The following is a 25509-nucleotide window of genomic DNA, read 5'->3' as shown; positions in this document are numbered from 1 at the left end:
GGCGGCGGGTGCATTCTGGAGAAGAGAAAGGAATCTTCGCTGCTCGAGGGAGGTAAGGACATGGTCAGGGTGACAGCGGTCGAACAGGACGGTCAGCACTGGCATCCGCATCCCGGTGACGCTATCGAGGACCCGCGAGAAGGCGCGGCGCTGGTGATGTGCCTGCTCGGGATCGCGGCCTTCGGCATGACGATCGTGGCGGCCGCGTCGAAATTCTACGGCTGGGCGCTCATCGGCGGGATTGCCGCTGCGGTACTGATTGTTTCGGGCCTGTTGATGATCCGGTTCGAATACTTCCGCGAATTCAAACGGGAGCAGCAGGTCGGGCGGCAGGGCCACAACCCGTTGGTCCGCGCCGAGTACCGGCCGCGCCAGCTCAGCTCGTGGCAGGTCCGGAAGGGCGAAGGCATCGAGTCGTGACCGGCTGACCGGCCACGACCCGACACCGAGCTCCGCTCCCGCTACTTCGCCGGAGCCGGGGTGAACGGCTGGTTGATGGTGGTGAAGTACTGGATCGCGGCGGCGATGGCCACCGGGGCGGTCACCAGGAGCAGGCCGCCGATCGCGCCGAGCGCACCCATGGCCGCGGCGCCCGCGAGGCAGCCGACGACCGCACCGGGCAAGAAGGAGAACAGGCCGCCGATGATGCCGGTGGCCAGCGTGGCCCCGCCGCCGACGGCGATGCCACCCAGGGCGCAGCCGACGGCCGCGCCGCCGACGCCGCCGACCAGGGTCCCGATGGTCGCGCCGACGGAGATGGTGTCCTTCATACGGTTCCACGCCGCCTGCTCGCGGTCGTAGGGGGTCTTCCAGGGAGCGGTGTCCTCAAAAGGCAGCGCGACCGGCTGGTAGGCCGCGTGCTGCAGATCGAGCTGCGGCGTCAAAGTGACAGTGCGCTCCCGGATTTCGGCCGCGATCGGGAAAACGAAGTCGTCCACCCGGAATGTCAGCTCGGTTCCGGCAACTACCGTGCCATCGGCGCCCTTGATCTTGAAAACGCCATTCTCCACGTCCATCGAGCCGATATCGGTGGAAATGACCGCCGATCGGTCGGTAGCGGATGCCGAGTAGTGAACGGCACCGACGTCACCCACCTCATGGTCGGCGTTCGCTGTTCCTGCGGTAATTGCCGTGACGGCGGCCACCAATGCGGTAACCGCAGCGAATCCACTCTTGCGCACTTGATTTACCTCGATTGAGTAGGCCCGCGGAATTAAACCTCATCGCAGGATCAGTTAGTGACAAGCAAACCCTAAGTCTGTTCTCAGCTGATCGGCAATGCATATTTGCCATAAGTGACTCGTTACACATCCGTGGCTATCCCGTTGCACGCCAAGTGAATCCGCCGTTCATTCAGGTATATCCAATATGTCTCGAAGATGAACAAACGGGGTTTCAGCGAACCGACCGGGCCGGATTTGACAAGCACCCGACCCGGGCTCACCATTGCCCAAGTCAGCACCTCGCTAGGCGAGGCTCCTGTACGAACACAGGCCACTGATCCGACGACGTCGAGAGACGCCCAGGGTTAGGACAGATCACCCCGGATTAAGGGGTGATCCGAAGTGGCTTCCCCGGGCCGCGAGCCCCCGGATACGTCGTGCAGTGCCGAAGCTCTGACGAGAGGGGTGCGGGGCCTTCGCTGTTCGTGTGCGCGGCCCTGGTTCCTTCTTGCCGTGCGCGTTGCGACACCACGATCAGCGGCGTCCCCGTACGCCTCGGCGGCAAGGAGGTGAGGGACGAACCATGAGTTCCGGCGATAGTCCGTATCCGAGTACGTATTTCACGTTCTCGACGTCCCCGGCCCGCCGCATTCCGGTCACCGGCTGACCCGTTCCCGCTCGAGCTGCCCCGGCGCACCCTGCGCCGGCGTCGGCGCGCGCCGTGGTCAGGTCGATCGCTGCCCGAAATCGGCTGCCGCCGGGCGTATTCCGCATGCCCGCAGAAACTGCTGATCGAAAGCGAGGGACAGGCCATGGCCTTCTTCGCGAACGGCTCCGGCCGCCGCACCTCCACCGTCGCCGCCTCCGGCGCCACCGCCACTCCGCCCGGTGACACCGCCGGCCCGACGGGCGCCGTCATGGACAGCGCCCACGTCGGCGACATCGTCGGCGCGTTCGGCTCCATCGGCCGCCACGACACCCTCGAGGGGCGCTCGCGCCTCCAGCGTTTCCGCATGCTGCTGGCCATCATCGGCCCCGGCCTGATCGTCATGGTCGGCGACAACGACGCCGGTGGCGTGGCCACCTACGCGCAGGCCGGGCAGAACTACGGCATGGCCCTGGCCTGGACGCTGATCCTGCTGATCCCGGTGCTGTATGTGAACCAGGAGATGGTGGTCCGCCTGGGCGCGGTCGCCGGAGTCGGCCACGCGCGCTTGATCTTCGACCGCTTCGGGAAGTTCTGGGGCGCGTTCAGCGTGGGCGATCTGTTCGTGGTCAACGCGCTCACCATCGTCACCGAATTCATCGGTGTCTCCATGGCGCTCAGCTACTTCGGGCTGCCCAAGGACGTGGCCGTGCCGCTGGCCGCCGTCGGGTTGTTCGCCATGGTGGCGGGCGGGTCGTTCCAGCGCTGGGAGCGGTTCCTGTTCGGGCTGATCGCACTGAACATCGTCATGTTCCCGCTGGCATTCCTGGTGCACCCCAACCGATCCCAGGTCGTGCACGGCTTCGTGCCCTCGTTCCCGGGCGGGCTGAACTCGACGCTGCTGCTGCTCATCGTCGCCATCGTGGGCACCACCGTCGCACCCTGGCAGCTGTTCTTCCAGCAGTCCAATATCGTCGACAAGCGCATCACCCCGCGGTGGATCCGTTACGAGCGCATCGATCTGTGGGTCGGCATCGTGGTGGTGATGGCCGGGGCCGTCGCCATCATGACGGCCACCACCTTCGGGCTCGGCGGCACCGTCGCGGCCGGGAATTTCACCGATGCGGGCGCGGTGGCGCGGGCGCTGCACGACCATGCCGGGCCCACGGTGGGCGCGCTGTTCGCGCTGCTGCTGCTGGACGCGTCGCTGATCGGGGCGAACGCGGTGGGCCTGGCCACCACCTACGCGCTCGGCGACACCTTGGGCAAGCGGCATTCGCTGCACTGGAAGATCTCCGAGGCGCCGGCGTTCTACGCGGGTTACGCGGCGCTGCTGGCGCTCGCGGCGGCGGTGTCGTTCAGCCCCGATCACGTGCTGGGCCTGCTCACCCAGGGTGTACAGGCGCTGGCGGGGGTGCTGCTGCCCTCGGCGACGGTGTTCCTGGTGCTGCTCTGCAATGACAAGGCGGTGCTGGGGCCGTGGGTGAACACGGTGCGGCAGAACATCGTCGCGGGCGTGATCGTGTGGTCGCTGGTGTTGTTGTCGCTGGCGCTGACCGCGGCGACTTTCTTCCCCGGCATCACCACCGCGAACCTGGAGCTGGGTTTCGGCGGGGGTGCGCTGGTGGGCGTGCTCGGTGGCGCGGGCATGCTGATCGCCTGGCAGCGCGGCCGACGCCGGGAAACCGAGCGCACGGCAAAGGAATTCGGGAATCTGGACCCGGATCAGGTGGAGGAGCTCGAGGCGACCCGGCTGACGCGGGACGAGCGCAGGGCCATCCTGCGGGCCGACCGCGACACCTGGCGCACCCCCGCGCTGGACACCTTGGAGCGTCCGGCGTTCTCCCCGGGGCGCACCGCGGGCATGCTGGCATTGCGCGGATACCTGCTGGTGGCCGTGATCCTGGTGGGGGTCAAGGTGGCTCAGGCCATCGGCAGCTGAGCCCCGGGCCGTCGGTGGCCCGTACAGAACCCGACATCTCGGGTGGGCCGGCGCGGAACTTCCGCGTCGGCCGGGTCGGTCAGAGTTCGTCGAGCTCCGGAATCGGGGGCAGCACCGGCTCGGGCCATTCCTCCAGGGTCGCCACCTGGAGATGGATGAAGGCCGCGATGCGGTGGCGGGCCGAGGACGGGAGTCGCTCGATATCGGCCGCGCTCAGGACGTGTGCGCCGAAAGAATGGGGCTGGGGCGCTTCTGGGTCGGGCGTTTCGGGAACAACCTCTAGCTTCGCCCGCGAAGCAGTGGCCGGAATGACTGGCTCATCCGGGTCTGCGGCAGCGGCGGCGGTTCGCACCATTCCGTGACCATAACCCTTTGATAACGCACACGGGACGCGTTGGCGCACTTGTGTCTTCGCGCTGCGAATTCAGCGAAGCCATTGTAAAGGCACTTTGAATGTGCAGGCAGACATGGCCGTCCGGAAATCCGTTCGGCTCGCGCCGGAAGACTATGGTGATCGGCGTCACTCTGTCAACACATCGGACAAAACTCCCGGAAGTGACAGCGAAACCCGCTGGAATGCTTCAGATCGGGCGGCACGCAATGGCATACAAGTCACGCGCCGGACCGGTCGGCTTCTGGCCGATCGGCCACACCGCCCGCAACTGCCGTTCCAGATCCAGACCCGTCACGCCGGGCGACACCAGAATTCCCTCGGCCAGCTCGGTCGCGACGGCCAGCGAACTCAGCACCGCCGGCGCCAGGCCGTCGGCGACCGCGGTCTTGATGGCCGTCGTCGAGGACAACTCCAGCGCGACGGCCGGCTCCCACCCCGGGACCTCCGCCGTCATGGCCCGCTCGAAGGAGTTCCGGGTTCCCGACCCGGGCTCGCGATAGATGAGAGGGGTGCGCGCCAGCTCGCCCGCGCCGATCTCCGCGCGCCGCGCCCACGGATGACCGGGCGCGACCACCACGACCAGCCGATCCCGCGCCACCACATGGCTTTCCAGCTCCCCCGGCAGCCGCGGGCTCTCCACGAATCCGATTCCGGCCCGCCCGTCGAGCACCGCCCTGGCCACCTCGGCCGAATTGCCCGATTCCAGCGCGATGGAGGTGTCCGGCATCCGCGCCCGCAGACCCATCAGCCACTTGGGAAACAGGTACTCGGCCACCGTCTGGCTCGCCGCCACCCGCAATCGCGAATCGCGTTGCGTGCGCAGACTGTCGATCCCGGCGTCGAGGCGCGCGGCCGCGTCCACCACATCGCGCGCCCACTCCGCGATCAGCGCCCCCGCCGCGGTCGGCCGCGAACCGAGCGTCGTCCGCTCCAGCACCGGCACGCCGACCAGCTGCTCGAGGTAGCGGATCCGTGAACTCGCCGACGGCTGACTGATCCCGTGCGCCTTGGCCGCGCGCCCCAGACTGCCCAGCTCGATCACCGACAGCAGCAGGTCGAGGGCGGACAGATCGGGGACGCGCGGGGACAACGGCATAGATCGAGTCTATGCGCGCCCCGCGACCGGGTCCGATGACCTCGGCACCGGCGGGCAGCCGCCCGGTGGCGATGGAATCACCGCACGAGGTCCAGGTCGGCGGGCGGCCGCCAGGTGGCGACGGAATCAGCGCGCGACGGCCAGGTCAGCGGCGGCCGCCACGCGCTCGACGATCGGCCGCCAGGTTTCGAGTGCGTGCACGGTGAGGCCGACGACCTTGCCGGCGTCATCGGCGCGGCGCAGGGCGATGGCGGCGGTGAATTCGGGATCGCTCTCGAAGGCGGCGATCTCCGCGGCGGTCATGGGTCCGCCTTGAGCGACCAGCGTGCGGCGGCTGGACGCCGACAGCGCCGCGGCGTGGGCCGAATCCGTGGCTGCCAGATACCGTTTGGCCACCACGTGGAGTTCCACCAGTCGCGCGACGCGTGCACCGAGCAACCCGCGCACGGCGTCACCGCCGTGGACGCCGTGCCCCGCGTCGTCGCCGGGCACGAGCACGTGTCCGATGTCGTGGACCAGTCCGGCGACCTGGAGTTCCTCGTCGGCGGGGAAGTCGCGGCGCAGCAGCTCGGCACACTGCCGGTCGTGGTCGAGGATGTCGACCGGATCGCCGCTGCGGTCGGGCATGTCCCAGGCGTCGTGGCAGTCGGCGAGCAGGGCCATGAGTTCGGCGACGGTGGCCGGCGCGGAGACAGTTGCCACCTCGGCGACCTGGGCCGACTGGGCCGACTGGGCCGACTGGGCGACGGTAGCGGCCCGGTCGTTCGATGCGGCGGTCGCGCGGTTCACGAACGCACCCTACGGCGCGTGGGCAGCACTCGCCACCGGTCGCCGAATTGCCTGCTCGATGACATGAGCTGCACTGATCGAGATATCAATGATCTGGTACCGGGTGCGGCTCCGCGCCAATTCGGAACGCGTCGGACAATATTCAGCGAACAACTGCGTGGCCGGCGGACGGGTCACCGTGCGCCGGATCCTCTGGAAGGAGCCTCCCATGCACGACCTGTCCGGCAAGACGATTCTGATCACCGGCGCGGCCCGGGGCATCGGTGCGGAGACCGCGCGGCAGGCGGTCGCGGCCGGGGCGAATGTGGTGATCGCGGACGTGCTCGACGATGACGGCAAGGCGCTCGCGGCCGAGCTCGGCGCGCCGGCGGTCTACCAGCATCTCGACGTCACCTCCGAACTCGACTGGGTGACCGCGCTGGCCGCGGCCTGCGAAGCCTTCGGCGGCACGGTGGTCGACGGACTGGTCAACAATGCCGGGATCTCGACCGGCGAGCTGCTGGCGAACGAATCGGTCGAGCACTTCCGCAAGGTCATCGACATCAACCTGGTCGGGGTGTTCCTCGGCATGCGGACCTTCATTCCCGCGCTGAAACAGGCGGGCGGCGGCTCGATCGTCAATGTCTCCTCCGCTGCGGGTCTCATGGGCTTGGCCCTTACCGGCAGCTACGGCGCGTCCAAGTGGGCGGTGCGGGGCATGTCCAAGGTGGCCGCCATCGAGAACGGCACCGACCGGATTCGGGTGAACTCGGTGCACCCGGGCATGACCTACACGCCGATGACCGCACAGGTCGGCATTCGGCAGGGCGAGGGCGGCTATCCCAATACCCCGATGGGCCGGGTCGGCGAGGCCGGCGAGATCGCGGCCGCCATCGTGTTCCTGTTGTCGGACGCGGCCGCCTACATCACCGGCGCCGAACTGGCCGTGGACGGCGGCTGGACCGCCGGGCCCACCGTGAAATACGTGATGGGCCAATGATTCCGCGACGCTAACGCTTCTCGATCCGGCCGCCCGGCGGGGCGACGGCGCCGCGGGCCCGCAGGTACGTCTCCAGCGCGTCCAGATCGATGGGCCCGACCAGGGTTTCGCTGCTCTGGGTGAACACCGTGAAGCCGTCGCCCCCGGCAGCCAGGAAGCTGTTGGTCGAAACCCGGTAGACCGCTACGGGATTCAACGGCTCCCCCGCGACCCGGACGCTGCCGTCGATCACCTTGTGGCCCTTGGGCGCGGTCTCGGAATAGGAGTAGGAGATGCCCGCGACGGCCAGCACTGCGGGCTTGCTGGCGTTGTCCCACTGCTGTTCCAGCAGATTCAGGATCTGCTGACCGGTCAAGGACACCGCCACCACCTGATTGCCGAACGGCTGCACCGTGTAAGCCTGCTCGTAGGTGATGTTCCCGCCGCCGAGTCCCGCGCGGACGCCGCCGGGATTCATGAACGCCGCCACCGCCCGCACCGAGGACATGGCGTCGAGCATGGAGTCGGCGATGACATCGCCGAGCGGGGAGTCACCGGCGGGCGCGGGTTCGGCGGGCAACGGCGCGGCGGCGGTGCCGATCACCCGTTCGGCGCGCGGTTTCGCCTGCGCGGCATAGAAGTCCACCAGTTTCGCGGTGGCCTGGGCGGGCGTGATGTCACGGGTGACGACCCGGTTCACGGCCGAGGCGTCGACCTTGCCGTCGTGGAAGCGCAGGGTGACGTCGGTGACGAGGCGACCGAAGGAGGCGGCCTGCGTGACGACCTTGCCGTCGAGGGTGCAGTTGTAGGCCTGGTGGCTGTGCGCGGTGAGCATGACCGAGACGGCGGCATCGGTCTTGTGCGCCAAGGCTTTCACGCCCGGTGCGATGTCCTCGCAGCCGTTGTAGTCGGCCGGGCGGCCGTGGGTCTGCTGCGCGCCGCCGTCGTGCAGCAACGCCACCACGGTTTCCGCGCCCGCGGCCTTCATCGCCGGGACGTTCTTGTTGATGGCGTCGGCTTCGTCGCCGAAGCGGTAGCCGCGAATGCCTTCCGGCATGACGATGTTGGCGGTGTCGGGGGTGACCACGCCGACCACCCCGATCTTGTGCCCGCCCAGCTCCAGCATGGTCCACGGCTTCGAACCTGCCGGCAACTGCCCGTCGGCGTCGGTGACGTTGGCGGCCAGGTACGGGAACTTGGCGCCGGTGAAGGGCTCACCCGGACTGCAGCCGTCGATCGCGCAGCCGCCCTGCTGTATCCGCCGCAGTTCGGCGACACCGTGGTCGAATTCGTGATTGCCGACCGACGACGCCGCCACCCCGATCGCATTGAGGAAGTCGATGGTCGGCTCGTCGTGGAACAGCGCCGAGATCAGCGGGCTGGCCCCGATATTGTCCCCGGACGCCAATACCGCACTGTCGGGATAGGCCGCTTTCAACCGAGCCAGGTGCGCGGCCAGAAAGACCGCTCCCCCGGCGGTGTACGTGCCCACCTTGCCGTTGGAGCCGTCCGGCGGCTGCAGGTTTCCGTGCAGGTCGTTGATGCCGAACAGATGCACCTCACCCGGTTGCGCCTTGGGCAGGTCCGCTGTCGAAACCGGTTGCGCGGCCGTCGAAGTCGCGGGCGCGGCCTGGTCTGCTCCGCCGCACCCGCCACCAGCCCCAGGCTCATCGCGGCCGCGCACAGTCCCAGCACCCGTCGTCGACTGCTCATGGGTATCGACTCTGGCAGATGCCGTCGACGCTCGCACGACCGCCGGGTGAATTCCGCTGTCGAAGACCGGACCGCCGACGGCCGCCACACCCGGGGTGCGACAGCCGTCGATCAGGGGCCTAGCTGCTGGAGGCGTTCGCGAACGGAGTCACGGCGGGGACGGCTGGGCGGCGGTTCGGGTGCCGCCACAGACCCTTTCGCTCCAGGATGGGCAGGACGCCCTCGCCGAACCAGTACGCCTCCTCCAGGTGCGGGTAGCCGGAGAGGACGAAGTGGGTGATGCCGGCGTTGGAGTATTCGAGGAGACGCTCGGCGACCTCTTCGTGCGAGCCGACCAGGGCGGTGCCCGCGCCGCCGCGCACCAGGCCGACGCCCGCCCACAGGTTGGGGGCGATCTCGAGCCGGTCGGTGCTGCCGTTGTGCAGTTCGGTCATGCGGCGCTGGCCCTCGGATTCGCTGCGGGCCATGGCGTTCTGGACGCGTTCGATATCAGCGGGGTCGATGCCGGCCAGCAGCCGGTCGGCCACCGCCCACGCCTCCTCGGCGGTGTCGCGGGTGATGACGTGGATGCGCAGGCCGTAATCCAGTTTGCGGCCGTGATCGACGGCCAGCCCGCGAATCCAGTCCAGCTTGCGGCTCACCGCCAGCACCGGTTCACCCCAGGTGAGGTAGGTGTCGGCGTACTGGGCGGCGACCGGCCCGGCCGGACCCGAGGAGCCGCCGAAGAAGACCGGCGGGACCGGGTCGGGACGGTTGCTCAGCAGCGCGTTCTCGACGTGAATGTGCTCGCCCTGGAACGTGACCGGCTCGTGGGAGTTCCACAGCGACTTCACCACGTGCAGGAATTCGCCGGTGCGTGCGTACCTCGACTCCTTGTCGGCGAAGTCGCCGTAAACCGCCTGCTCGGCGCGCTCGCCGCCGGTGACCACATTGATGAGCAGCCGCCCGGCGGAGTGCCGCTGGAAGGTGCCCGCCATCTGGGCGGCCAGGGTCGGGCTCATCAGACCGGGGCGCAGGGCGACCAGGAACTTCAGCGTCTCGGTGGTTTCGACCAGCATGGCGGTGGTCAGCCAGGCGTCCTCGCACCAGGAGCCGGTGGGGGTGAGCACGGCCTCGAAGCCGTTGGTCTCGGCCGCGGCGGCGATCTGGTTGAGGTAGTGCAGGGAGGCGGGGCGGTCACCGGACATGGGGGTGCCGTGGCCGCCGACCACCAGGCCGCGGGAGTCGCCGGAGGTGGGCAGGAACCAGTGGAACGACAAGCTCATTCGGGGACTCCTAGGAGGTGAATCGGTCGTTGAAGCGGGTGTCGATGTAGTCGGCGATCCGGACCTTGCCCGGGATCAGCTTGGCGTCGGCGAAGCCGTCGGCCACTTGCTGTTCCGCGGCGATCGTCGCGTCATCGAGCGGATGGTCCTGGTAGTTGGCGCGATTCACGGCCAGCAGGGTGACGTCGTAGGGCACGCCGGTGATGCCGGAGGACTGCTTGGCCCACTCCTCGCGGTGCCCGGTGATCCAGGTGTGCGCCCGCCGCAGCCGCTCCAGCAGGTCGCGGACGGCGGCGGCATTCGCCTTGTTCTGCAACGTCTTCGAGCCGGTGACGTAGAAGCTGTCCGGCTTCACGTAGCCGGTGCCGTCGACCAGCACCCGCGCGCCTCCCACCTGGGCCTGCGCGGCGTAGGGGTCCCACACCGTCCAGGCGTCGACCCGGCCGGTGGACAGTGCGGCCAGGGCGTCGGCGGGCTGCAGGTACTGCGGTTCGATATCGCCGAAGGTCAGCCCGTTCTTGGTCAGCACCGACAGCAGGTGGTAGTGCGCCGAACTGCCCTTGGTGACGGCGATCTTCTTGCCGCGCAGGTCCTTCGGATCCTTGATGGCCGAATCCTTGGGCACCACGACGGCATTGCCGGCGGCGCCGGAATCGTAGACTCCCACGATCTTGATCTGCGACTTGGCCGCCGCGGCGAACACCGGCGGGGCGTCACCGACGCCGCCGAAGTCGACGGACCCGGAGTTGATGCCCTCCAGCAGCGGCGGACCGGCGGTGAAGGTGGACCATTCGATCTTGTACGGCAGGTTCTTGATCTCGCCCGAGACCTCCAGCAGAGCTTGCAGCGCCAGGCCCTTCTGGTCACCGACGTGCAGTGTCACCTGCGACAGATCCACCGAACCGTCCGCGTTCACGCCCTTGTTGTCGTCACCGCCCGAGGAGCACGCCGCCGCGGCGAGCGTCGCGGCGACCGCGAGGGCGGCGAACAGGCGTTTGGTCTTCATTCGGTGGTTCCTTCCGGGGTGACGCCGAGCTCGGCGAGCAGAGCGGTACGCAGAGCGAGGAATTCGGGGTGGTCGCGGCGGCGCGGACGCGGCAGGTCGATGGGCAGCTCGCGGGCGATGCGGCCGCCGTCGAGCACCACGGCACGGTCGGCCAGCAGCAGCGCCTCGTCCACGTCGTGGGTGACCAGCAGGACGCCGGGCCGGTGCCGCGCCCACAGGTCCAGCACCAGGGTGTGAATCGTGATGCGGGTCAGGGCATCGAGGGCGCTGAAGGGTTCATCGAGCAGCAGCAGGTCCGGCTCGCGGACCAGGGCGCGGGCCAGCGAGGCGCGCTGGGCCTCACCGCCGGACAGGGTCAGCGGCCAGGCCGCGCCGCGTTCGGCGAGACCGACCTCGGCCAGCGCAGCCGCGGCCGCCGCCTTGGCATCGGCGCGGCGCAACCCGAGAACAACGTTGTCGCGCACCCGTTTCCACGGGACCAGCCGCGGCTCCTGGAAGGCGACAGCGATCTCGCCGGACACGGTGAGCTCGCCCCCGGTCTCGTCGTCGAGGCCCGCCAGCGCCCGCAGCAGGGTGGATTTGCCGGAGCCGCTGCGGCCGAGCAGGGCCACGAACTCGCCGGGCCGGATGTCGAGATCCAGTCCGTGCAGGACGCGGCGGTCGCCGAAGTCCTTGACCAGCCCGCGAATTCGCGCCACCGGGGCTTCGGGAGTCCGGGTCTGCGGAGCCGCGGGGGCGTCCGCGAGCGCCGTCTCCACCAGGCCGGCCAGGGTCTCCGCGATGACCGAATCGGTCAGGATGCCAGGAAGCCGCGTCGCCATGACAGCGCTCTCCTCTCGATCGAACGAACCAGTGCGTCGGTGAGCAGCCCGAGCAGGCTGTAGACGAGCAGCCCGACCACGATCACGTCGGTGCGCAGGAACTCGCGAGCGTCGTTGATCATGAAGCCCAGGCCCGCATCGGCATTCACCTGTTCGGCCACGATCAGCGCCAGCCAGGCCACGCCCAGCGACTGACGCAGCCCGACCAGGGTCTGCGGCAGCGCGCCCGGCAGCACGATGTGCCGGATCAGCCCCGCGCGGCTCAGCCGCTGCACCCGGGCGAGTTCGGCGAGCTTGCCGTCCACGCTGCGGATGCCGGCGAAAGTATTGAGGTACAAGGGGATCGCGACACCGAAGGCGACCAGCACGATCTTGGGCAGCTCCCCGATCCCGAACCACAGGATGAACAGCGGGATCAAGCCGTAGAACGGCAGCGTCCGCAGCATCTGCATCAGCGGATCGACCAGATACTCCCCCGCCCGGCTCAGTCCGGCCACGAGCGCCAGCGCGATTCCGGCCGCCGCGCCTATCGCGAAGCCCAGCGCGGCGCGGCTCAACGACACCGAGACGGCCTTGGTCAGCGTGCCGTCCTGGATCAGGTCCACGGCTGTCCGGACGACCGTCACCGGGGAGGCGAGCAGCCGCTCGGGCAGCACCCCGGTCGCCCCGGCCAGCTGCCAGGCCACCACCACCAGCAGGGGGGCGACGAAGCGGGCCAGGACGGAAACGCTCGGCAGGCGCGGCCGGCCCACGATGGGCCTGGCCTGCACAGCAATTGAGGACACGAAGCACCCCTCGGGCGAACGGGACGGGGACCGTGGCGGCCGAGGGCCTTCGAGCGCCACCTGTCCGACTGTGCCGTTCCGAGCCCGGCCGGTCACCGGTTGGAATCCCCGTGATTCTGGGGTCCCGAGGGGATGGGAGAGCTGTGCGTCAGAGGCTGCGGATCAGGAAAGGGGTGGTGCCGGGTTCCCTCCGCAGCTGGGAACCCGGCACCGGGTCGGCACCGGTGTGGGCGGTGGCCGACGTCTAGTGGCCGTCGCGGACGATCTCCACGGCGCGGCCGAGAATGCCGAGGCCGTGGGTGATCTCGTCGTCGCTGACGGTCAAGGGCGGGAGCAGCTTCACGACCTGGTCGGTGGCGCCGGACGTCTCGACCAGCAGGCCGAGTTCGAAGGCGACCTGGCAGACCTTCTCGGCCTGCGAGGCGTCCTCGAAGACCAGGCCGTGCACCAGTCCGCGACCGCGGGTGGTGATGCCGCCGAAGGATTCGGTCAGGGTGACCAGCCGGTCGTGGATGCGCGCACCCTTGGCCAGGGTGGACTGCTGCAGGACGTCGTCGGACCAGTACTCGCGCAGCGCCACTTCGGCGGTCACGAAGGCGGCGTTGTTGCCGCGGAAGGTGCCGTTGTGTTCACCGGGCGCCCACTGGTCCAGTTCGCGGCGCATGAGTACCAGCGCCATCGGCAGGCCGTAGCCGCTGATGGACTTCGACAGGCAGACGATGTCGGGGGTGATGCCGGCGATCTCGAAGGAGAAGAACCCACCGGTGCGGCCGCAACCCATCTGCACGTCGTCGACGATGAGCAGAATGCCGCGGGCCGAGCACAGTTCGGCGAGCGCGCGCAGCCATTCGGCGCGGGCCACATTGACCCCGCCCTCACCCTGCACGGTCTCGACGATGACGGCGGCCGGCTTGTCGAGTCCCGACGAGCTGTCGTCGAGGGCGCGGCGCATCCACGAGAAGTCCTCGGGCTCATCCAGATAGCCGTCATAGGGCATCGGGGTTGCGTGCACCAGGGGGACGCCCGCGCCGGCGCGCTTGGCGGCGTTGCCGGTGACCGACAGCGCGCCCAGCGTCATGCCGTGGAAGGCGTTGGTGAAGTTCAGGACGGTGGTGCGGCCGGTGACCTTGCGGGCCAGCTTCAGTGCGGCCTCCACGGCATTGGCGCCGGTCGGGCCGGGGAACTGCACCTTGTAGTCGAGCCCGCGCGGGACGAACACCAGATCGCGCATGGTCTCGAGCAGGCGGCGCTTGGCGACGGTGGACATGTCCAGGGCATGGGTGATGCCGTCGGCCATGATGTAGTCGACCAGGGCCTTCTTGAAGACCGGATTGTTGTGACCGTAGTTGAGGGTGCCGGCGCCGGCGAAGAAGTCCAGGAACTCCTTGCCGTTCTCGTCGGTGAGCCAGGCGCCGCGGGCGGTGTCGAACACGGTCGGCCAGGAACGGCAGTAGCCACGCACATTGGACTCGAGCGCCTCGAAGACGGTCGTCTCTGCAATGGTCATCGTGATCGGTCCTAGCGTCGCAACTAAGTGAAACGCTGTTGTTTCTATCACATGGGCGGCGAAGCGAAATCATTTTCCTGTGAATCAGGCAGCCATACGCGCTGCCTATGACCACGTGACCCACGCCGCAACAGACCGGAGCAGAGCATAACTCGTTGCGCCACACCGGTGGCAGCCGTACCGTGATTCCCTTGTGCGCAGCGACGTGGGGGTCTACTGGCGGCTGGTCGGAGCAGGGTTTCGCAGACAATCGCACTACCGGCTCGCGATGGCCGCGGGCCTGGTCACCAACCTCGTGTTCGGGTTCGTCCGCGCGGCCGTGCTGATGACCGCCGTCCGCCAGAACCACGGCTTCGGCGGCTACGACCGCGGCACCATCGGGGCCTACGTCTGGTTGTCGCAAGCACTGCTCGGGGCCATCGCCTTCTGGATACTGCCCGACACCGTCGAACGGATCCGCACCGGCGACATCGCCATCGACTTCCTGCGGCCCGTCGACATCCAATTCGCGCACCTGGCCGAATACCTGGGGCGCGCGAGTTGCGCACTGGTCCCGCGCGGTTTGCCCGCCATCGCGGTCGGGGCGCTCACCTTCGGGCTCGCCTTCCCGGACACACCCGGCCCGTACCTCCTCGGCGCGCTGAGCCTGCTGCTGGCCATGATCCTGTCGTTCCTGTCCATGTTCGCGGTCAGCCTGGCCGGGTTCTGGCTCATCGAGACCCGCGGGCTGCGGTCGCTGCACATGATCTGCGGGACCTTCCTGGCCGGACTGTTCGCGCCGGTACACCTGTTCCCGGACTGGTTGCGCGCCCTCGCCTACGCCACCCCGTTCCCCTCCATGCTGCAATGGCCCGTCGATCTGATCTCCGGCCGCACCACCGGGAAGGCTGCGGTGGAACTCGTTGCCGTGCAATGCTTCTGGTTGGTGGTCCTGGTCGGTATCGGGCAGCTGCTGCTGTGGGCGGGGCGGCGCAAACTGGAGGTGCAGGGTGGGTGAGACGCACTCGTCTCGAATCGCTCCCTACCGCGCCGTCCTGGCATCGCGGATGCGCGCGCAACGCGCCTACCCACTGTCCTTCGCCACCGATGTGCTGAGCGCCTTCCTGATCGGGCTGATGGAATTCGCCGAAATGTGGGTCATCTTCCACAATGTGCGGCAGCTGGGCGGGCTCGACCTGAACGCCATGCTGCTGCTGTTCGGCATGAGCAATACCTGTTTCGCCATCGCCGACATGATCGTCGGGCATGCCGACACCCTGCCCACCTTTATCCGGATGGGCACCCTCGACGCCTTCTACCTGCGGCCACAACCACTGCTGCTGCAACTCATGACCAGCGATATCCAATTGCGGCGGGTGGCGCGCATCGCGGTGGCCGCCACCGTGCTGGCATTCGGCCTGGCGCGCAACGACATCGACTGGTCGGCGGCGCACCTGGCACTGTTCGTGATCACCCTGATGTCCGGAATCGCCGTCTTCGCCGGGCTTTTCGTGTGCGCGGCCGGAGTGCAGTTCTTCCTCATCGACGGCGCGGAGCTGACGAATTCGTTCACCTACGGCGGCTCCTACGCGTCCATGCAACCCACCTCGGTGTTCCCCACACCGATGAAACTGGTCTTCGGATTTCTCATTCCGGTCGCCTTCACCTCCTATCTGCCCGCCATCGCACTGCTCGGACTGCCCGGCCCCGCCCTGCTGCCGGGTTGGCTGGCCTGGGCGGCCCCGGTGGCGGCGGCCTGGGTGTGGGCGGCGGCCTTGTTCCTGTGGCGACTGGGCACCAGGCACTATCAAGGAGGCGGCGGGTGAACGGGCCCATCATCGATATCGAAGGCCTGACAAGGACTTTCACGGTGAGCAAGAAGGAGGGCCGCAGGCGCCGCCGGGAAGTGCTGACCGCGGTGGACGACATGAGCTTTCGCGTCGAACCCGGCGCGGCGGTCGGGTATATCGGCGCCAACGGCGCGGGCAAGTCCACCACCATCAAGATGATCACCGGGATTCTGGTGCCCTCCGCGGGACGGTTGCGGACCTGTGGCCTGGACCCGGTGCGCCGGCGCCGCGAGCTGGCCGGGCGGATCGGCGTGGTGTTCGGGCAGCGCTCACAGCTGTGGTGGGATCTGCCACTGCGCGAATCGTTCTCGATCCTGGCGGCCATCCACCGGATCGGTCCGGCGGCCGCCCGCACCCGCACCGCCGAGCTCATCGCGCAACTGGAGATGGAAGGCACCCTCGACACCCCGGTGCGGCAGCTGTCGCTGGGGCAGCGCATGCGCGCGGAAGTCGCGGCGGCGCTGCTGCATTCGCCGGAACTGGTCATTCTGGACGAGCCGACCATCGGCCTGGATGTGTTGTCCAAGCAGCGATTACGCGAGTTCCTGCGGCACGAGCGCGCCCAGCGCGGCACCACCCTGCTGCTCACCACCCACGACATGGGCGATATCGAGCGGCTCTGCGAGCGGGTGCTGGTGGTGGACCACGGGCGGCTGGTCTACGACGGCTCGCTGACCGGGCTCGGCGCGACCGTCGGCGCGCAACGCGTGCTCACCGTCGATCTCGCCGAACCCACCGCCGACCTGGCCGACCTGCCCGGCGCGAAACTCCTCGACAGCGCGGGCGCGGGCATGCGGCAGCGGCTGGCCTTCGACACCGAGACCACCACCGCCGCACAGTTGCTCGCGGCCGTGTCGGCGCGCGCGGAGGTGCGCGACCTGTCCATCGAGGAACCCGATATCGAGGACGTGGTGCGGCGGCTCTACGAGGCCGCGGCGTCGGGCTCCCTCGCGCCCTGATCGAGGCGGAACGGCGGGTATTCGTCGGTCATCAGCGAGACGTAGGCGCGCACGCGCAACGACCAGCGGTTGATGCCCATGAGGAAATCGAACAGGCCCGCCGGGTAGGCGCCGGTGAACAGCAGTCCGATCAGGGCGACCAGCACCAGGGTCGCCATCGGCGCCAGGGTGTTCCGGCCGCCGTAGAGCAGGGCCCCGACGATCAGATACTGCGGAATAGCGAGCAGCCACCATTTGATCAAGACCAGGCCGCGGTTGAACTGTGCGGGATAGTCGACTTCCAGGTCAGCGGGATATTCCGGGTCGGGTTCCAGACTGAACGGCGGGTAGCGATCGGTTCCCAATTGGGACAGCGCATAGAAACGGACGCGCCAGCTCCAGCGCATCACCCCGACATTGAAATCGAAGAGCGCTCGCGGATACGCGCCGGTAACCAGAATGGTGACGAAGGCGACGATGGTGACCGCGACATAGGCGATGCTCAGAAAGAGCAGGACAATATAGTGTGGAATAGCAAGTATCCACTTGACTATCCACAGCCAGCGGGATACTCCGGGATCCAGATCCCCACGGACGCGAACCGGATAAACAGGACCAGGCATGGCCGTCACTCCTCTCGGGCGGCGGCGCCCACCCTGGCGACCACCGCGCGAACAGCGGTGAGCCGTTGTTCACCCCATTGTTTCCCCTGCGACGCGAAGATCACATCTGCTTCTCACACATTGTGACCAGATTTGTAATAGCGCGCACGGCGGCGAGTTCCGCACGCCACACAGGCACCGTTCGAATTGCGGACCACCGTCGGGTGTGCGACGTTGCTGACTATTCTCCAAGTGCTCGGCCCGGGTCGGCACGGCAGCTGATAATCGGGAGACTGAGTGAAGGCAGGTTCGGCGAAAGTGTTGCCACCGGGTAACGTAAAACTCACGCCACCACTGGAATTGATCCGTCCGCGCACCATCGCGGCGCGACTACGCCGCATTCTGATCTTCTCCATCGCGCTGGTACTGGCCCTGCTGGCCGTCATCATCACCCACCAGGTCAGCAGTTTCCGCGATACCGGCGAGACCGCGCGGGCGGTGCGGCTGGCCCTGGCCGTGCAGGACCTGGTGCACGAGATCCAGCGCGAACGCGGCCTCACCAACGGCCTGCTCGGCGGCGACGCCACCGCGCGCCCCGCCATCGGCAACCAGCGCCTGGCCACCGATACCGCACTGGCCGAACTGAATCAGACCCTCGGCGAGCAGCCCCAAGGGGCTGACCAGGTCCGATCCGGGCTGAGCCAGTTCTCCGGCGTCACCGCCAATCGCGCCGACGTGGACGCCGGGCGCATCGACCGCGCCACGTCGTTCACCTTCTACACCAACGCCATCGCCGCCCTGAACCAGGCGCGGCCCGGCCTCGACCACGCACCGGACGCGCAACTGTGGCGGGGCCTGCAATCACTGCACGACCTCGGCGACGTCAAGGAGTTCACCGCGCAGGAACGCGGCTTCCTCGAAGGCGTCTTCGCCGCAGGGGAATTCGCGCCCGGCGAGTACGTGAAGTTCCTCGACATCCGCGCCGCCAAGCAGGCCGCCGTCACCGGCTTCGAACGCGACGCCACCCCGGGACAGCGCTCGAAGCTGTACGGCGCCATGCAATCCGATGAGTCGGTCCGGGCCGGCGCGGCCGAGGCCGTCGCCATCGCCTCCACCCGCGGGCCCCTCACCGAAACGGTGAACCCGGCCGACTGGTGGCGCGAGATGAGCGCGGTCATCGACGGCGAACGCGTGGTACAGCGCGACCTCGGCAGCGAGATCACCGGCCGCGCCGCCGATCTGCGCCGCGACGCCACCCTGGTGCTCGCGCTCTACCTGCTGGCGGCGGCGCTCGCCATCGCCGCCCAGGTGTGGCTGGTGGTGGCCAGCGTGCGCGCCATCGTGCGCCCGCTGGCCGAACTCGCCGAGGAGGCAGACATCGTGGCCGGGCGGCGGCTGCCGCAGCTCATCGCGGCCTGGCAGAACTCCGACGACGCCGATCCCGAACCGCCCGAACCGGTCCGGGCCGACGAGAGCGCCGGCGCCGAGATCGCCTCGGTGGCCTCTGCCCTGGACCGGGTGCAGACCACCGCCTACGAGCTGGCCTCCGCGCAGGCCCGGCTGCGCCGCAACTCCACCGAATCCATGGCCAACCTGGCCCGGCGCAATCAGAACCTGGTGCGCCGCCAGCTCGGGCTGATCAGCGAATTCGAGCGTGAGGAACTCGACCCCAACGCGCTGTCGAACCTCTTCGAGCTGGACCACCTGGCCACCCGCATGCGCCGCAACGCCGAGAGCCTGCTGGTGCTGGTCGGCGAATCCAGCCCCCGGCGCTGGTCGAAACCCATTCCGCTGACCGACGTCATCCGGGCCGGTCTGTCCGAGGTCGACGACTACCGGCGCGTGGTGCTGCGCCGGGTCGACGACACCGCCATCGCGGGCGCGCACGTCAGCGAGGTCGCGCACATGCTGGCCGAACTCATCGAGAACGGGCTGTCCTTCTCCCCGCCCGACCTGGAGGTGGAGATCTACGGCCGCCGACTGGGCGCCCGCTACATGATCGCCGTCGTCGACCACGGCGTCGGCATGCCGCCCGACCAGCTCGCCATCGCCAACGCCCGGCTGCGCGGCGAGGCCGACTTCCTGGTCGCGCCCACCCGCTTCCTCGGCCACTACGTGGTCGGCCGGCTGGCCCAGCGCCTCGGCATCGAGGTCGAGCTGACCGTCTCGCCCACCAGCGGCGTCGTGGCCCGCATGCTGCTCCCCGCCGAACTCCTCGGCGACCCCCGCACCGAGCGTCCCGCCACACCCGAAGACGCGAAACACGCCGCGGGCGCTCAACTCCCGACCGTCGTCGACACCATGCCCGAGCCGAAGCCGGGGCGGCACAGCTCCACCCACGCCACCGATCCCGACTTCGACACCGGCGTCGCCTTCGCCGCACTCACCGAATTCATCGGCGACATCGGCGGCGACTCCACCGAACTACCGGTCGTGAGCGAGCCCGCCCACAACGCCGACGGCTACTCGGGACCCAACGGCACGACCGCTGACGGCAGCCCCACCATTCCCGGCGGACCGTCCATATCGCTCGGTACAACCGGATTCGGCGGCACGACGATCCCCGGCAGCCCCACCCCACCCGGCAGCACGACGATCGCCGGCGGCTCGGCTGCTGCGGGCGGACCGGCCGAACCCGGCGGCTCGGTTGGCTCGCGTTCCAATGGCGCACTGGCGCGCCCCAGCACGATCAAGCTGGTGCCGCTCGAGCCGCAGGCGCCGAAGGCCGCCGCGCCGGAACCCACTGCCCCGCCCGAATATCCGACCGCGCCCGAATTGCCATCTGCGCCCGGATCACCCGACGTGCCCGGATCGCGCGCACCCCGATCAGCCGCGCTTCCCACGGCTGCCACAGCGGCTTCAGCACCTGGTACGCCCGCTGCGCCGACGGCGGCCGAGCGCTTGTTCAACGGACCGGTCACGGGCTCCTATGCGGCGCTGCGGGGTGGCGCACCCGCCGCCGGTCCGGTGAACGCGGGCGGCGAAACCACCGGCGCGAAGGCGGCTGGGGTGGAGCAGGTTTCGGCGGGCTCACCGGTCGCGGGGGCGGACGTTTCGGGAGCCGTCCCGGAGGTGCAACGTACGCGAAACGGTCTCGTCAAGCGCACCAGGAAGACTCGCGGGCACACGGGCGCCACTCCGGGTGGTGCCCAGCCGGCGGCGGGGCGGCCGAATCCGACGCCGGTAGCGGACCGTTCACCCGACGAGATACGCAGCATTCTGGCCGGATTCCGATCCGGGCATCAGCGCGGGCAGGGTGGCGAACCGCCCCGACCCGGATCGCGAGCATAGGAGGACACCGGGTGACCACCCACTACACCGATACCGATCCGCACACCTTCAACTGGCTGCTGGCCGACTTCGTCCGCACCACCGACGGCGTGCGCGACGCCGTGGCCGTGTCCTCCGACGGACTGCTGATGGCGATGTCGCAGGGTCTGGACCGCAATGGCGCCGACCGGCTGGCCGCCATCGTCTCCGGGCTCACCAGCCTGGGCCGCAGTGCCTCGCGCAGTTACGATTTCGACGGCCTGCGGCTGGTCATGATCGAGATGGGCCGCGGGTTCCTGCTGGTCTCGGCCATGGCCAACGGCAGTTGCATCGGCGTCATCGCCGACCACAACGCCGATGTCGGGCTGGTCGGGTATCAGATGGCGGTGCTCGCCGATCGGGCCGGCGCGCTACTCACCCCGGCGCTGATCACCGAATTGCGGGAGTCGTTGAGCCGATGAACGATTCGCCCCGGTTACCGGACGAGCGCATGATCGCGCTGACCCGCCCCAGTGGCTGGGCCGGTGCCGCAGCGCCTGGAAAAGACTCTCGCACAAAGGGACTCATCGACCCCGACGAGCCGGTGGTCCGTCCCTTCATGATCACCTCCGGTCGCACCACACCCGTGGTCGACGGACTGCGCATCGAGGCCCTGGTGCGCGCCACCCCGGCGTCGCTGTCCGCGCCGCTGCGCTTCGAGCTCGAACGGGTGGTCCGGCTGTGCCAGCGCCCGCACTCCATCGCCGAAATCGGTGCGGCCCTGCGGGTGCCGATCGGGGTGGCGCGGGTGCTGGTCAGCGATCTGGTGTCGGCCGGGCACGTGTCGGTCGGGCGTACCGACGAACTCTCCACCGCTGCTCTGGAAAGGATCCGGGACCTTGTTCGGAACCTCTGAACAATCCGCCGATACACTGCCGCTGGCCTCCTCGGTGAAAATCGTGACCAGCGGCGGGTTCGGGGTCGGCAAGACCACCTTCATCGGGGCCATCTCCGAGATCGAGCCGCTGGCCACCGAGGCCGCCATGACCGAGGTGTCGGTGGGGCTCGACGATCCGGGCCTGGCCACCGGCAAGACCACCACCACGGTGGCCCTGGACTTCGGCCGCATCACCCTCGATCCGAGCCTGGTGCTGTACCTGTTCGGCACGCCGGGCCAGGAACGCTTCGAATTCCTCTGGGACGATCTGCTCGACGGCGCACTCGGCGGGGTCATCCTGGTCGATACCAGCCGGGTCGAGGACTGCTATCCGGTGCTGGACTTCTTCGAGCAGCGCGGGACGCCGTTCGTGGTGGCCGTCAACCGATTCGAGTCCGGCTCCCGGTTCGACCTCGGCGAGGTCCGTGAGGCGCTGGACCTGGCGCCCGCGATTCACCTGATGGATTGCGATGCCCGCGATCGGGAGTCGGTGAAACTCGTGCTGGTGGCGCTGCTGGAGCAGATTCTGCAGGCCCGCCGCGCGCCGGCGCTGGCCGGTTGAGCGGCCGACTGCACAAAAATCGCCCCGGATGCGTACGCACCCGGGGCGATTGCCCGAAAACCCTTCGCGCTAATGCGAATTAACGGCCGAACGAACCCGTCCACAGCGTGTTGAGAAGACCGCCGAGGGCAGCGCTACCGGTGTCCAGCACGCCGTTGAGAGCAGCGGAACCAGTGTTGATGATAACCGGGATCATTTTTCGACCTCTCTGTTGAGTCTGCCGTCGTCCGGGATTTCCGAGCGGCGACCGGACCCACACTGCACAGCGAGACTTAGGCGAACCTTGCCCGTCGCTGAGAAGTAACTGAGACGGGGTGTGTCGCCCGACACAGTGGAGAGGACCGTCCAGTTCCTACTGTGGCGGGGTGGCGCCTCCCGAGTACAGACTGATCTCGCCGTCCTCCCCCAGGAACGCGTTGACCAGCATCGTTCCACTGGAACGCAATTCGTCGGACTCGGGAGCTCTGGTCGTGATGGAGATCTGCGGTACCGCGGACCAGTTCACTACAAACCGATCAGGCGGTCCGTTGTCGTCGGACAGATGCGCGAGACGGAACACCGACACCGTTCGGCGAACGATCAGATTCCGGACAACTTCGGCAATTCGCTCGGGGTCTTCCAGCGCGAACATGAAACCGAACCGTAGCTCCGGAGAAGACGCATAGGCGGGCACAAATACCGAGGCTAACCGACTACGGCGCGTCGCGCCCTCGGCGCGCCGCAGAGATAGCTATCCATAAGCCTCGGTAACCGTAGCCGGGCAAGGAAAGCCTCACCCCGGCGGCGGAGGACCCCCAAGCCGTCTCACACACCGCCCGCGCAGGTGTCGATCAGCCTTCAACCGCAGCGGCCATGTGACCGTCTTGTAATGCTGTATAACGATTTTCAGGCAGCTTCGCCGATCACGCGCCGGATGGTTGCGCCCCTCCGACTATCGCGCTTTCCTGAATATGTCCCGCATTATCGGACAGTCTTCTCATCGCATCGTCGCGGATTTCCCGGTTACTTCACCGTGTCGCTGGTGGTGGGCTGTTGCGTTCCGGGTGCGGGGCTGCGCCGGAGCCGAGGGGAGCCCCTCCCCGAATCCCCCTCGGCCCTGGCGTATCCACACGCATGCGCGGCCGAGGGCGGGAAATATGGTAATCGACTACAGCGGAGCGGGTTTCGGCGCCGAACTACCCTCGCCGGACACCCTGCTGCGCGCCTTCCGAGAACCCGTGAACACCGACCGGCGCGATCGAGACGTCCTGGAATCGGCCCACGAGCTGGTGCGGTGCCACGAACACCGGCATCACGCCCTGGAAACGGCCCACGCCGCCGACGCCACCCCCGACGATGTCGCCGACAGCACCCACCACATCGACCGGATCGACGAACGCCGCACCGAACTGGTGGCCCGCATCGACGAATGGGTCGCGGTCAACATCCCGCACCGCACCGGAGCCTCCCTGCACACCGAGACCCTCGGCGCCGTCATCGACCGGATGGCCGCGAAATGGGTTGCCGCACAACAGGCCCTGGGCAACACCGGCCCGGCGAATCCCCCTCCGAAAGCCGTCGACGGGCGAGCCCGGCGCCGCGCCAAGGCGCATCGCGTGAGCGAGGACCGGCCGCACCGCGGCGTGGACACCGAGGCCCATCTGCAGTGGTACCGGCTCGCCGAGCTCGCCGACGGCTATCGGGATCTGATCACGGAGGTCGCCCAGCACCGCCGGCGCCTCCCCACCTGGTAGATACAACTCTCGAAACTCTCAGGGGCTTCGCCCCCGAGCCCCCTCGAGATTGCGGGGGCCAGGCCCCCGACCCCCGCTAGCGGGGGTCGATCACCTCGGCGTCGATGACATCGGACTGCGTCACGCGCTCGCTGTGAACCGGCTTCGCAGCCGAATCCTCCTGTGCGAGTGTCGGTTCCGGAGCCTCGTCGACGTCGTCGTCGAGGTCGTCGGACAGGTCGGCGGCGCGTTGGGCGGCGGCGTCCTGCTCGGCGGCGGCCGCGGCTTCGCGCATCTCGATGGCATCGGTGATCCAGTCACCGATCTCCCGGGTCACCTCGGCGACCGTGCCGGTGATGATCGATGCGATATTGCCGACGTGCCGTGCTCCCGACGACGTCAATTCCTGGATCAGATCCTTGTTGCTCTCGAATTTAGAAATCATTCACACGCCCACTTCACTCGCCTGCCCCCGGCGCATCACGATAACACCGGCCTGCCCTGAATTCTTGACCAGGAACGGCGGCAGCGCCAGCTTGAACAGCTTCCCCCACACCGAGCCGATCTGCTTGGCGAAGCCGCCGGTGTTGTACGGCAAACCGTGCTTTTCGCACAGCGCCCGCACCTCGGGAGCCATTTCCGGGTAACGGTTGGCGGGCAGGTCCGGGAACAGGTGGTGCTCGATCTGATGCGACAGATTGCCCGACATCACATGGAACAGCTTGCTGCCCTGGATATTGGCCGAGCCCAGCATCTGGCGCACGTACCACTCGCCCTGGGTCTCCTCGGCGCACTCCTCCTTGGTGAACGTCTGTACGCCGGAGGGGAAGTGCCCGCAGAAGATGATCGAGAAGGTCCACAGGTTGCGCACGATATTGGCGGTGAAGTTGGCCGCCAGCGTGGACAGGAACAGCGGTCCGGTCAGCGCCGGGAACACCACGTAGTCCTTGAGGACCTGCCGGCCCGCCTTGCGGCTCTGCCCCGCGAGCAGGGCCTTCACATCCGCCCACGACTTCTTGCCGCGCACGATGTTCTCGACCTCCAGGTCGTGGCCCATCACGCCCCACTCGAACGCCACCATCAGCATGAAGGCGTAGAGCGGGTTGCCCAGCCGCAGCGGATTCCACGGCTGCGCCTCGTCCACGCGCAGGATGCCGTAACCGATGTCGCGGTCCATGTCAAGGATGTTGGTGTAGGTGTGGTGCATGTAGTTGTGCGAGTGCCGCCACTGGTCACTCGGGCAGACCGTATCCCATTCGAAGACACGGGAATTCAGGGTCGGCTCACGCATCCAGTCCCACTGGCCGTGCATGACGTTGTGGCCGATCTCCATATTGTCGAGGATCTTCGACACGCTCAGCGCGGCCACGCCCGCCAGCCAGAACGGGGGCAGGAAGCCCAGGTAGAGCAGGCCGCGGCCGGCGATCTCCAGGCCGCGCTGGGCCTTGATCACCTTGTAGATGTACTCGCGGTCGCGGTCACCCAGGTCGGCGGTGACGCGGGCGCGCAGCGCGTCGAGCTCGCGGCCGATCTCCTCGACCTGCTCGACGCTGAGGACCAGCGGGCCTTCGGGGGTTTCGGTAAGAATCGCCATG

The 25509-nt window shown here is 68.2% G+C and carries 24 protein-coding genes, 1 pseudogene and 1 riboswitch; of the genes and pseudogenes, 11 read left to right on the top strand and 14 right to left on the bottom strand.

The window, feature by feature from the left end; all coding sequences use genetic code 11:
• Positions 1-60: 60 nt before the first annotated feature.
• Positions 61-420 carry a hypothetical protein gene (locus ACYVKL_RS32995; RefSeq protein ID WP_379167277.1) on the top strand — a complete coding sequence of 120 codons (360 nt, stop codon included), beginning with the start codon at positions 61-63 and terminating at the stop codon, positions 418-420.
• A 41-nt stretch (positions 421-461) separates the two neighbouring features.
• Here the strand turns inward: ACYVKL_RS32995 and ACYVKL_RS32990 are convergent, their stop codons facing one another.
• Complete coding sequence (locus ACYVKL_RS32990; RefSeq protein WP_379167278.1) at positions 462-1148, bottom strand: DUF8020 domain-containing protein; 687 nt, start codon at positions 1146-1148, stop codon at positions 462-464.
• A 307-nt stretch (positions 1149-1455) separates the two neighbouring features.
• Positions 1456-1635, top strand: a riboswitch (M-box (ykoK) riboswitch).
• 340 nt (positions 1636-1975) lie between these two features.
• On the opposite strand from ACYVKL_RS32990, the gene ACYVKL_RS32985 reads away from it, so the two are divergent.
• A complete protein-coding gene (locus tag ACYVKL_RS32985; RefSeq protein ID WP_379167279.1) occupies positions 1976-3751 on the top strand; it encodes an NRAMP family divalent metal transporter in 1776 nt (591 codons plus the stop codon).
• A 79-nt stretch (positions 3752-3830) separates the two neighbouring features.
• Here the strand turns inward: ACYVKL_RS32985 and ACYVKL_RS32980 are convergent, their stop codons facing one another.
• From ACYVKL_RS32980 to ACYVKL_RS32970, 3 genes are all read right to left on the bottom strand, one after another.
• Positions 3831-4106 (bottom strand): hypothetical protein, encoded by a 276-nt coding sequence (locus tag ACYVKL_RS32980; protein WP_379167281.1) that lies wholly within the window; start codon positions 4104-4106, stop codon positions 3831-3833.
• Positions 4107-4332: 226 nt separating this feature from the next.
• A complete protein-coding gene (locus ACYVKL_RS32975; protein WP_379167282.1) occupies positions 4333-5241 on the bottom strand; it encodes a LysR family transcriptional regulator in 909 nt (302 codons plus the stop codon).
• Between the two features lie 126 nt (positions 5242-5367).
• Positions 5368-6030: an inositol oxygenase family protein gene (locus ACYVKL_RS32970; RefSeq protein ID WP_379167284.1), complete on the bottom strand. Its 663-nt coding sequence runs from the start codon at positions 6028-6030 to the stop codon at positions 5368-5370.
• A gap of 208 nt (positions 6031-6238) precedes the next feature.
• Between ACYVKL_RS32970 and ACYVKL_RS32965 the strand changes: the two genes are divergently transcribed.
• Positions 6239-7009, top strand: a complete 771-nt coding sequence (locus tag ACYVKL_RS32965; RefSeq protein ID WP_379167286.1) for a glucose 1-dehydrogenase — start codon at positions 6239-6241, stop codon at positions 7007-7009.
• A gap of 10 nt (positions 7010-7019) precedes the next feature.
• Here the strand turns inward: ACYVKL_RS32965 and ACYVKL_RS32960 are convergent, their stop codons facing one another.
• The 6 genes from ACYVKL_RS32960 to ectB form a co-directional block, all read right to left on the bottom strand.
• Complete coding sequence (locus ACYVKL_RS32960) at positions 7020-8672, bottom strand: bifunctional metallophosphatase/5'-nucleotidase (RefSeq protein ID WP_379167287.1); 1653 nt, start codon at positions 8670-8672, stop codon at positions 7020-7022.
• Positions 8673-8820: 148 nt separating this feature from the next.
• Positions 8821-9966: an LLM class flavin-dependent oxidoreductase gene (locus tag ACYVKL_RS32955; protein WP_379167290.1), complete on the bottom strand. Its 1146-nt coding sequence runs from the start codon at positions 9964-9966 to the stop codon at positions 8821-8823.
• Positions 9967-9976: 10 nt separating this feature from the next.
• Positions 9977-10972, bottom strand: a complete 996-nt coding sequence (locus ACYVKL_RS32950) for an ABC transporter substrate-binding protein (RefSeq protein ID WP_379167292.1) — start codon at positions 10970-10972, stop codon at positions 9977-9979.
• On the bottom strand, positions 10969-11793 hold the full coding sequence (locus tag ACYVKL_RS32945; protein WP_379167294.1) for an ABC transporter ATP-binding protein: 825 nt from the start codon (positions 11791-11793) through the stop codon (positions 10969-10971). Before ACYVKL_RS32945 ends, ACYVKL_RS32950 begins: the two co-directional genes overlap by 4 nt.
• Positions 11766-12578: an ABC transporter permease gene (locus tag ACYVKL_RS32940; RefSeq protein ID WP_379167296.1), complete on the bottom strand. Its 813-nt coding sequence runs from the start codon at positions 12576-12578 to the stop codon at positions 11766-11768. Before ACYVKL_RS32940 ends, ACYVKL_RS32945 begins: the two co-directional genes overlap by 28 nt.
• 244 nt (positions 12579-12822) lie before the next feature.
• Positions 12823-14085, bottom strand: a complete 1263-nt coding sequence (gene ectB, locus ACYVKL_RS32935) for a diaminobutyrate--2-oxoglutarate transaminase (protein ID WP_379167298.1) — start codon at positions 14083-14085, stop codon at positions 12823-12825.
• A gap of 193 nt (positions 14086-14278) precedes the next feature.
• On the opposite strand from ectB, the gene ACYVKL_RS32930 reads away from it, so the two are divergent.
• Genes ACYVKL_RS32930 through ACYVKL_RS32920 form a run of 3 tightly spaced genes read left to right on the top strand, consistent with a single transcriptional unit; the run spans position 14279 to position 16873 of the window.
• The gene (locus tag ACYVKL_RS32930; protein ID WP_379167300.1) at positions 14279-15082 is read left to right on the top strand and encodes an ABC transporter permease; all 804 of its coding nucleotides are present in this window, start codon (positions 14279-14281) and stop codon (positions 15080-15082) included.
• Entirely contained in the window at positions 15075-15890 is an 816-nt protein-coding gene (locus ACYVKL_RS32925; RefSeq protein ID WP_379167302.1) for an ABC transporter permease, read from the top strand. Before ACYVKL_RS32930 ends, ACYVKL_RS32925 begins: the two co-directional genes overlap by 8 nt.
• On the top strand, positions 15887-16873 hold the full coding sequence (locus ACYVKL_RS32920; RefSeq protein WP_379167304.1) for an ABC transporter ATP-binding protein: 987 nt from the start codon (positions 15887-15889) through the stop codon (positions 16871-16873). Before ACYVKL_RS32925 ends, ACYVKL_RS32920 begins: the two co-directional genes overlap by 4 nt.
• On the opposite strand, the gene ACYVKL_RS32915 is transcribed toward ACYVKL_RS32920, so the two are convergent.
• Positions 16837-17475, bottom strand: coding sequence for a DUF4389 domain-containing protein (locus ACYVKL_RS32915; protein WP_379167306.1), 639 nt, complete (start codon positions 17473-17475; stop codon positions 16837-16839). The two genes, ACYVKL_RS32920 and ACYVKL_RS32915, sit on opposite strands and share 37 nt — an antisense overlap.
• Positions 17476-17772: 297 nt before the next feature.
• Between ACYVKL_RS32915 and ACYVKL_RS32910 the strand changes: the two genes are divergently transcribed.
• The 4 genes from ACYVKL_RS32910 to ACYVKL_RS32895 are packed head-to-tail and all read left to right on the top strand — an operon-like array spanning position 17773 to position 22202.
• Complete coding sequence (locus tag ACYVKL_RS32910) at positions 17773-20745, top strand: sensor histidine kinase (protein WP_460773742.1); 2973 nt, start codon at positions 17773-17775, stop codon at positions 20743-20745.
• A gap of 11 nt (positions 20746-20756) precedes the next feature.
• On the top strand, positions 20757-21185 hold the full coding sequence (locus ACYVKL_RS32905; RefSeq protein WP_213557432.1) for a roadblock/LC7 domain-containing protein: 429 nt from the start codon (positions 20757-20759) through the stop codon (positions 21183-21185).
• Positions 21182-21619: a DUF742 domain-containing protein gene (locus tag ACYVKL_RS32900; protein WP_379167311.1), complete on the top strand. Its 438-nt coding sequence runs from the start codon at positions 21182-21184 to the stop codon at positions 21617-21619. The genes ACYVKL_RS32905 and ACYVKL_RS32900 overlap by 4 nt, the downstream gene beginning before the upstream one ends.
• 22 nt (positions 21620-21641) lie before the next feature.
• The gene (locus ACYVKL_RS32895) at positions 21642-22202 is read left to right on the top strand and encodes a GTP-binding protein (protein WP_449876718.1); all 561 of its coding nucleotides are present in this window, start codon (positions 21642-21644) and stop codon (positions 22200-22202) included.
• A gap of 352 nt (positions 22203-22554) precedes the next feature.
• Here ACYVKL_RS32895 and ACYVKL_RS32890 read toward each other — a convergent pair whose 3' ends face one another.
• Positions 22555-22833: a hypothetical protein gene (locus tag ACYVKL_RS32890; RefSeq protein WP_379167313.1), complete on the bottom strand. Its 279-nt coding sequence runs from the start codon at positions 22831-22833 to the stop codon at positions 22555-22557.
• Positions 22834-23338: 505 nt separating this feature from the next.
• Here ACYVKL_RS32890 and ACYVKL_RS32885 point away from each other — a divergent pair.
• Positions 23339-23935, top strand: coding sequence for a DUF4254 domain-containing protein (locus ACYVKL_RS32885; protein ID WP_379167316.1), 597 nt, complete (start codon positions 23339-23341; stop codon positions 23933-23935).
• A 196-nt stretch (positions 23936-24131) separates the two neighbouring features.
• Here the strand turns inward: ACYVKL_RS32885 and ACYVKL_RS32880 are convergent.
• Positions 24132-24359, bottom strand: a pseudogene (locus ACYVKL_RS32880) (hypothetical protein); the annotation flags it as partial.
• Positions 24360-25508 carry a fatty acid desaturase family protein gene (locus ACYVKL_RS32875; RefSeq protein WP_379167320.1) on the bottom strand — a complete coding sequence of 383 codons (1149 nt, stop codon included), beginning with the start codon at positions 25506-25508 and terminating at the stop codon, positions 24360-24362. It lies immediately after the preceding pseudogene.
• Between the last annotated feature and the right edge of the window lies 1 nt (position 25509).

Source organism: Nocardia tengchongensis (genome assembly GCF_054781395.1).
The sequence above is the reverse complement of the archived record's forward strand: the minus strand, read 5'-3'. Positions and strand labels throughout refer to the sequence as shown.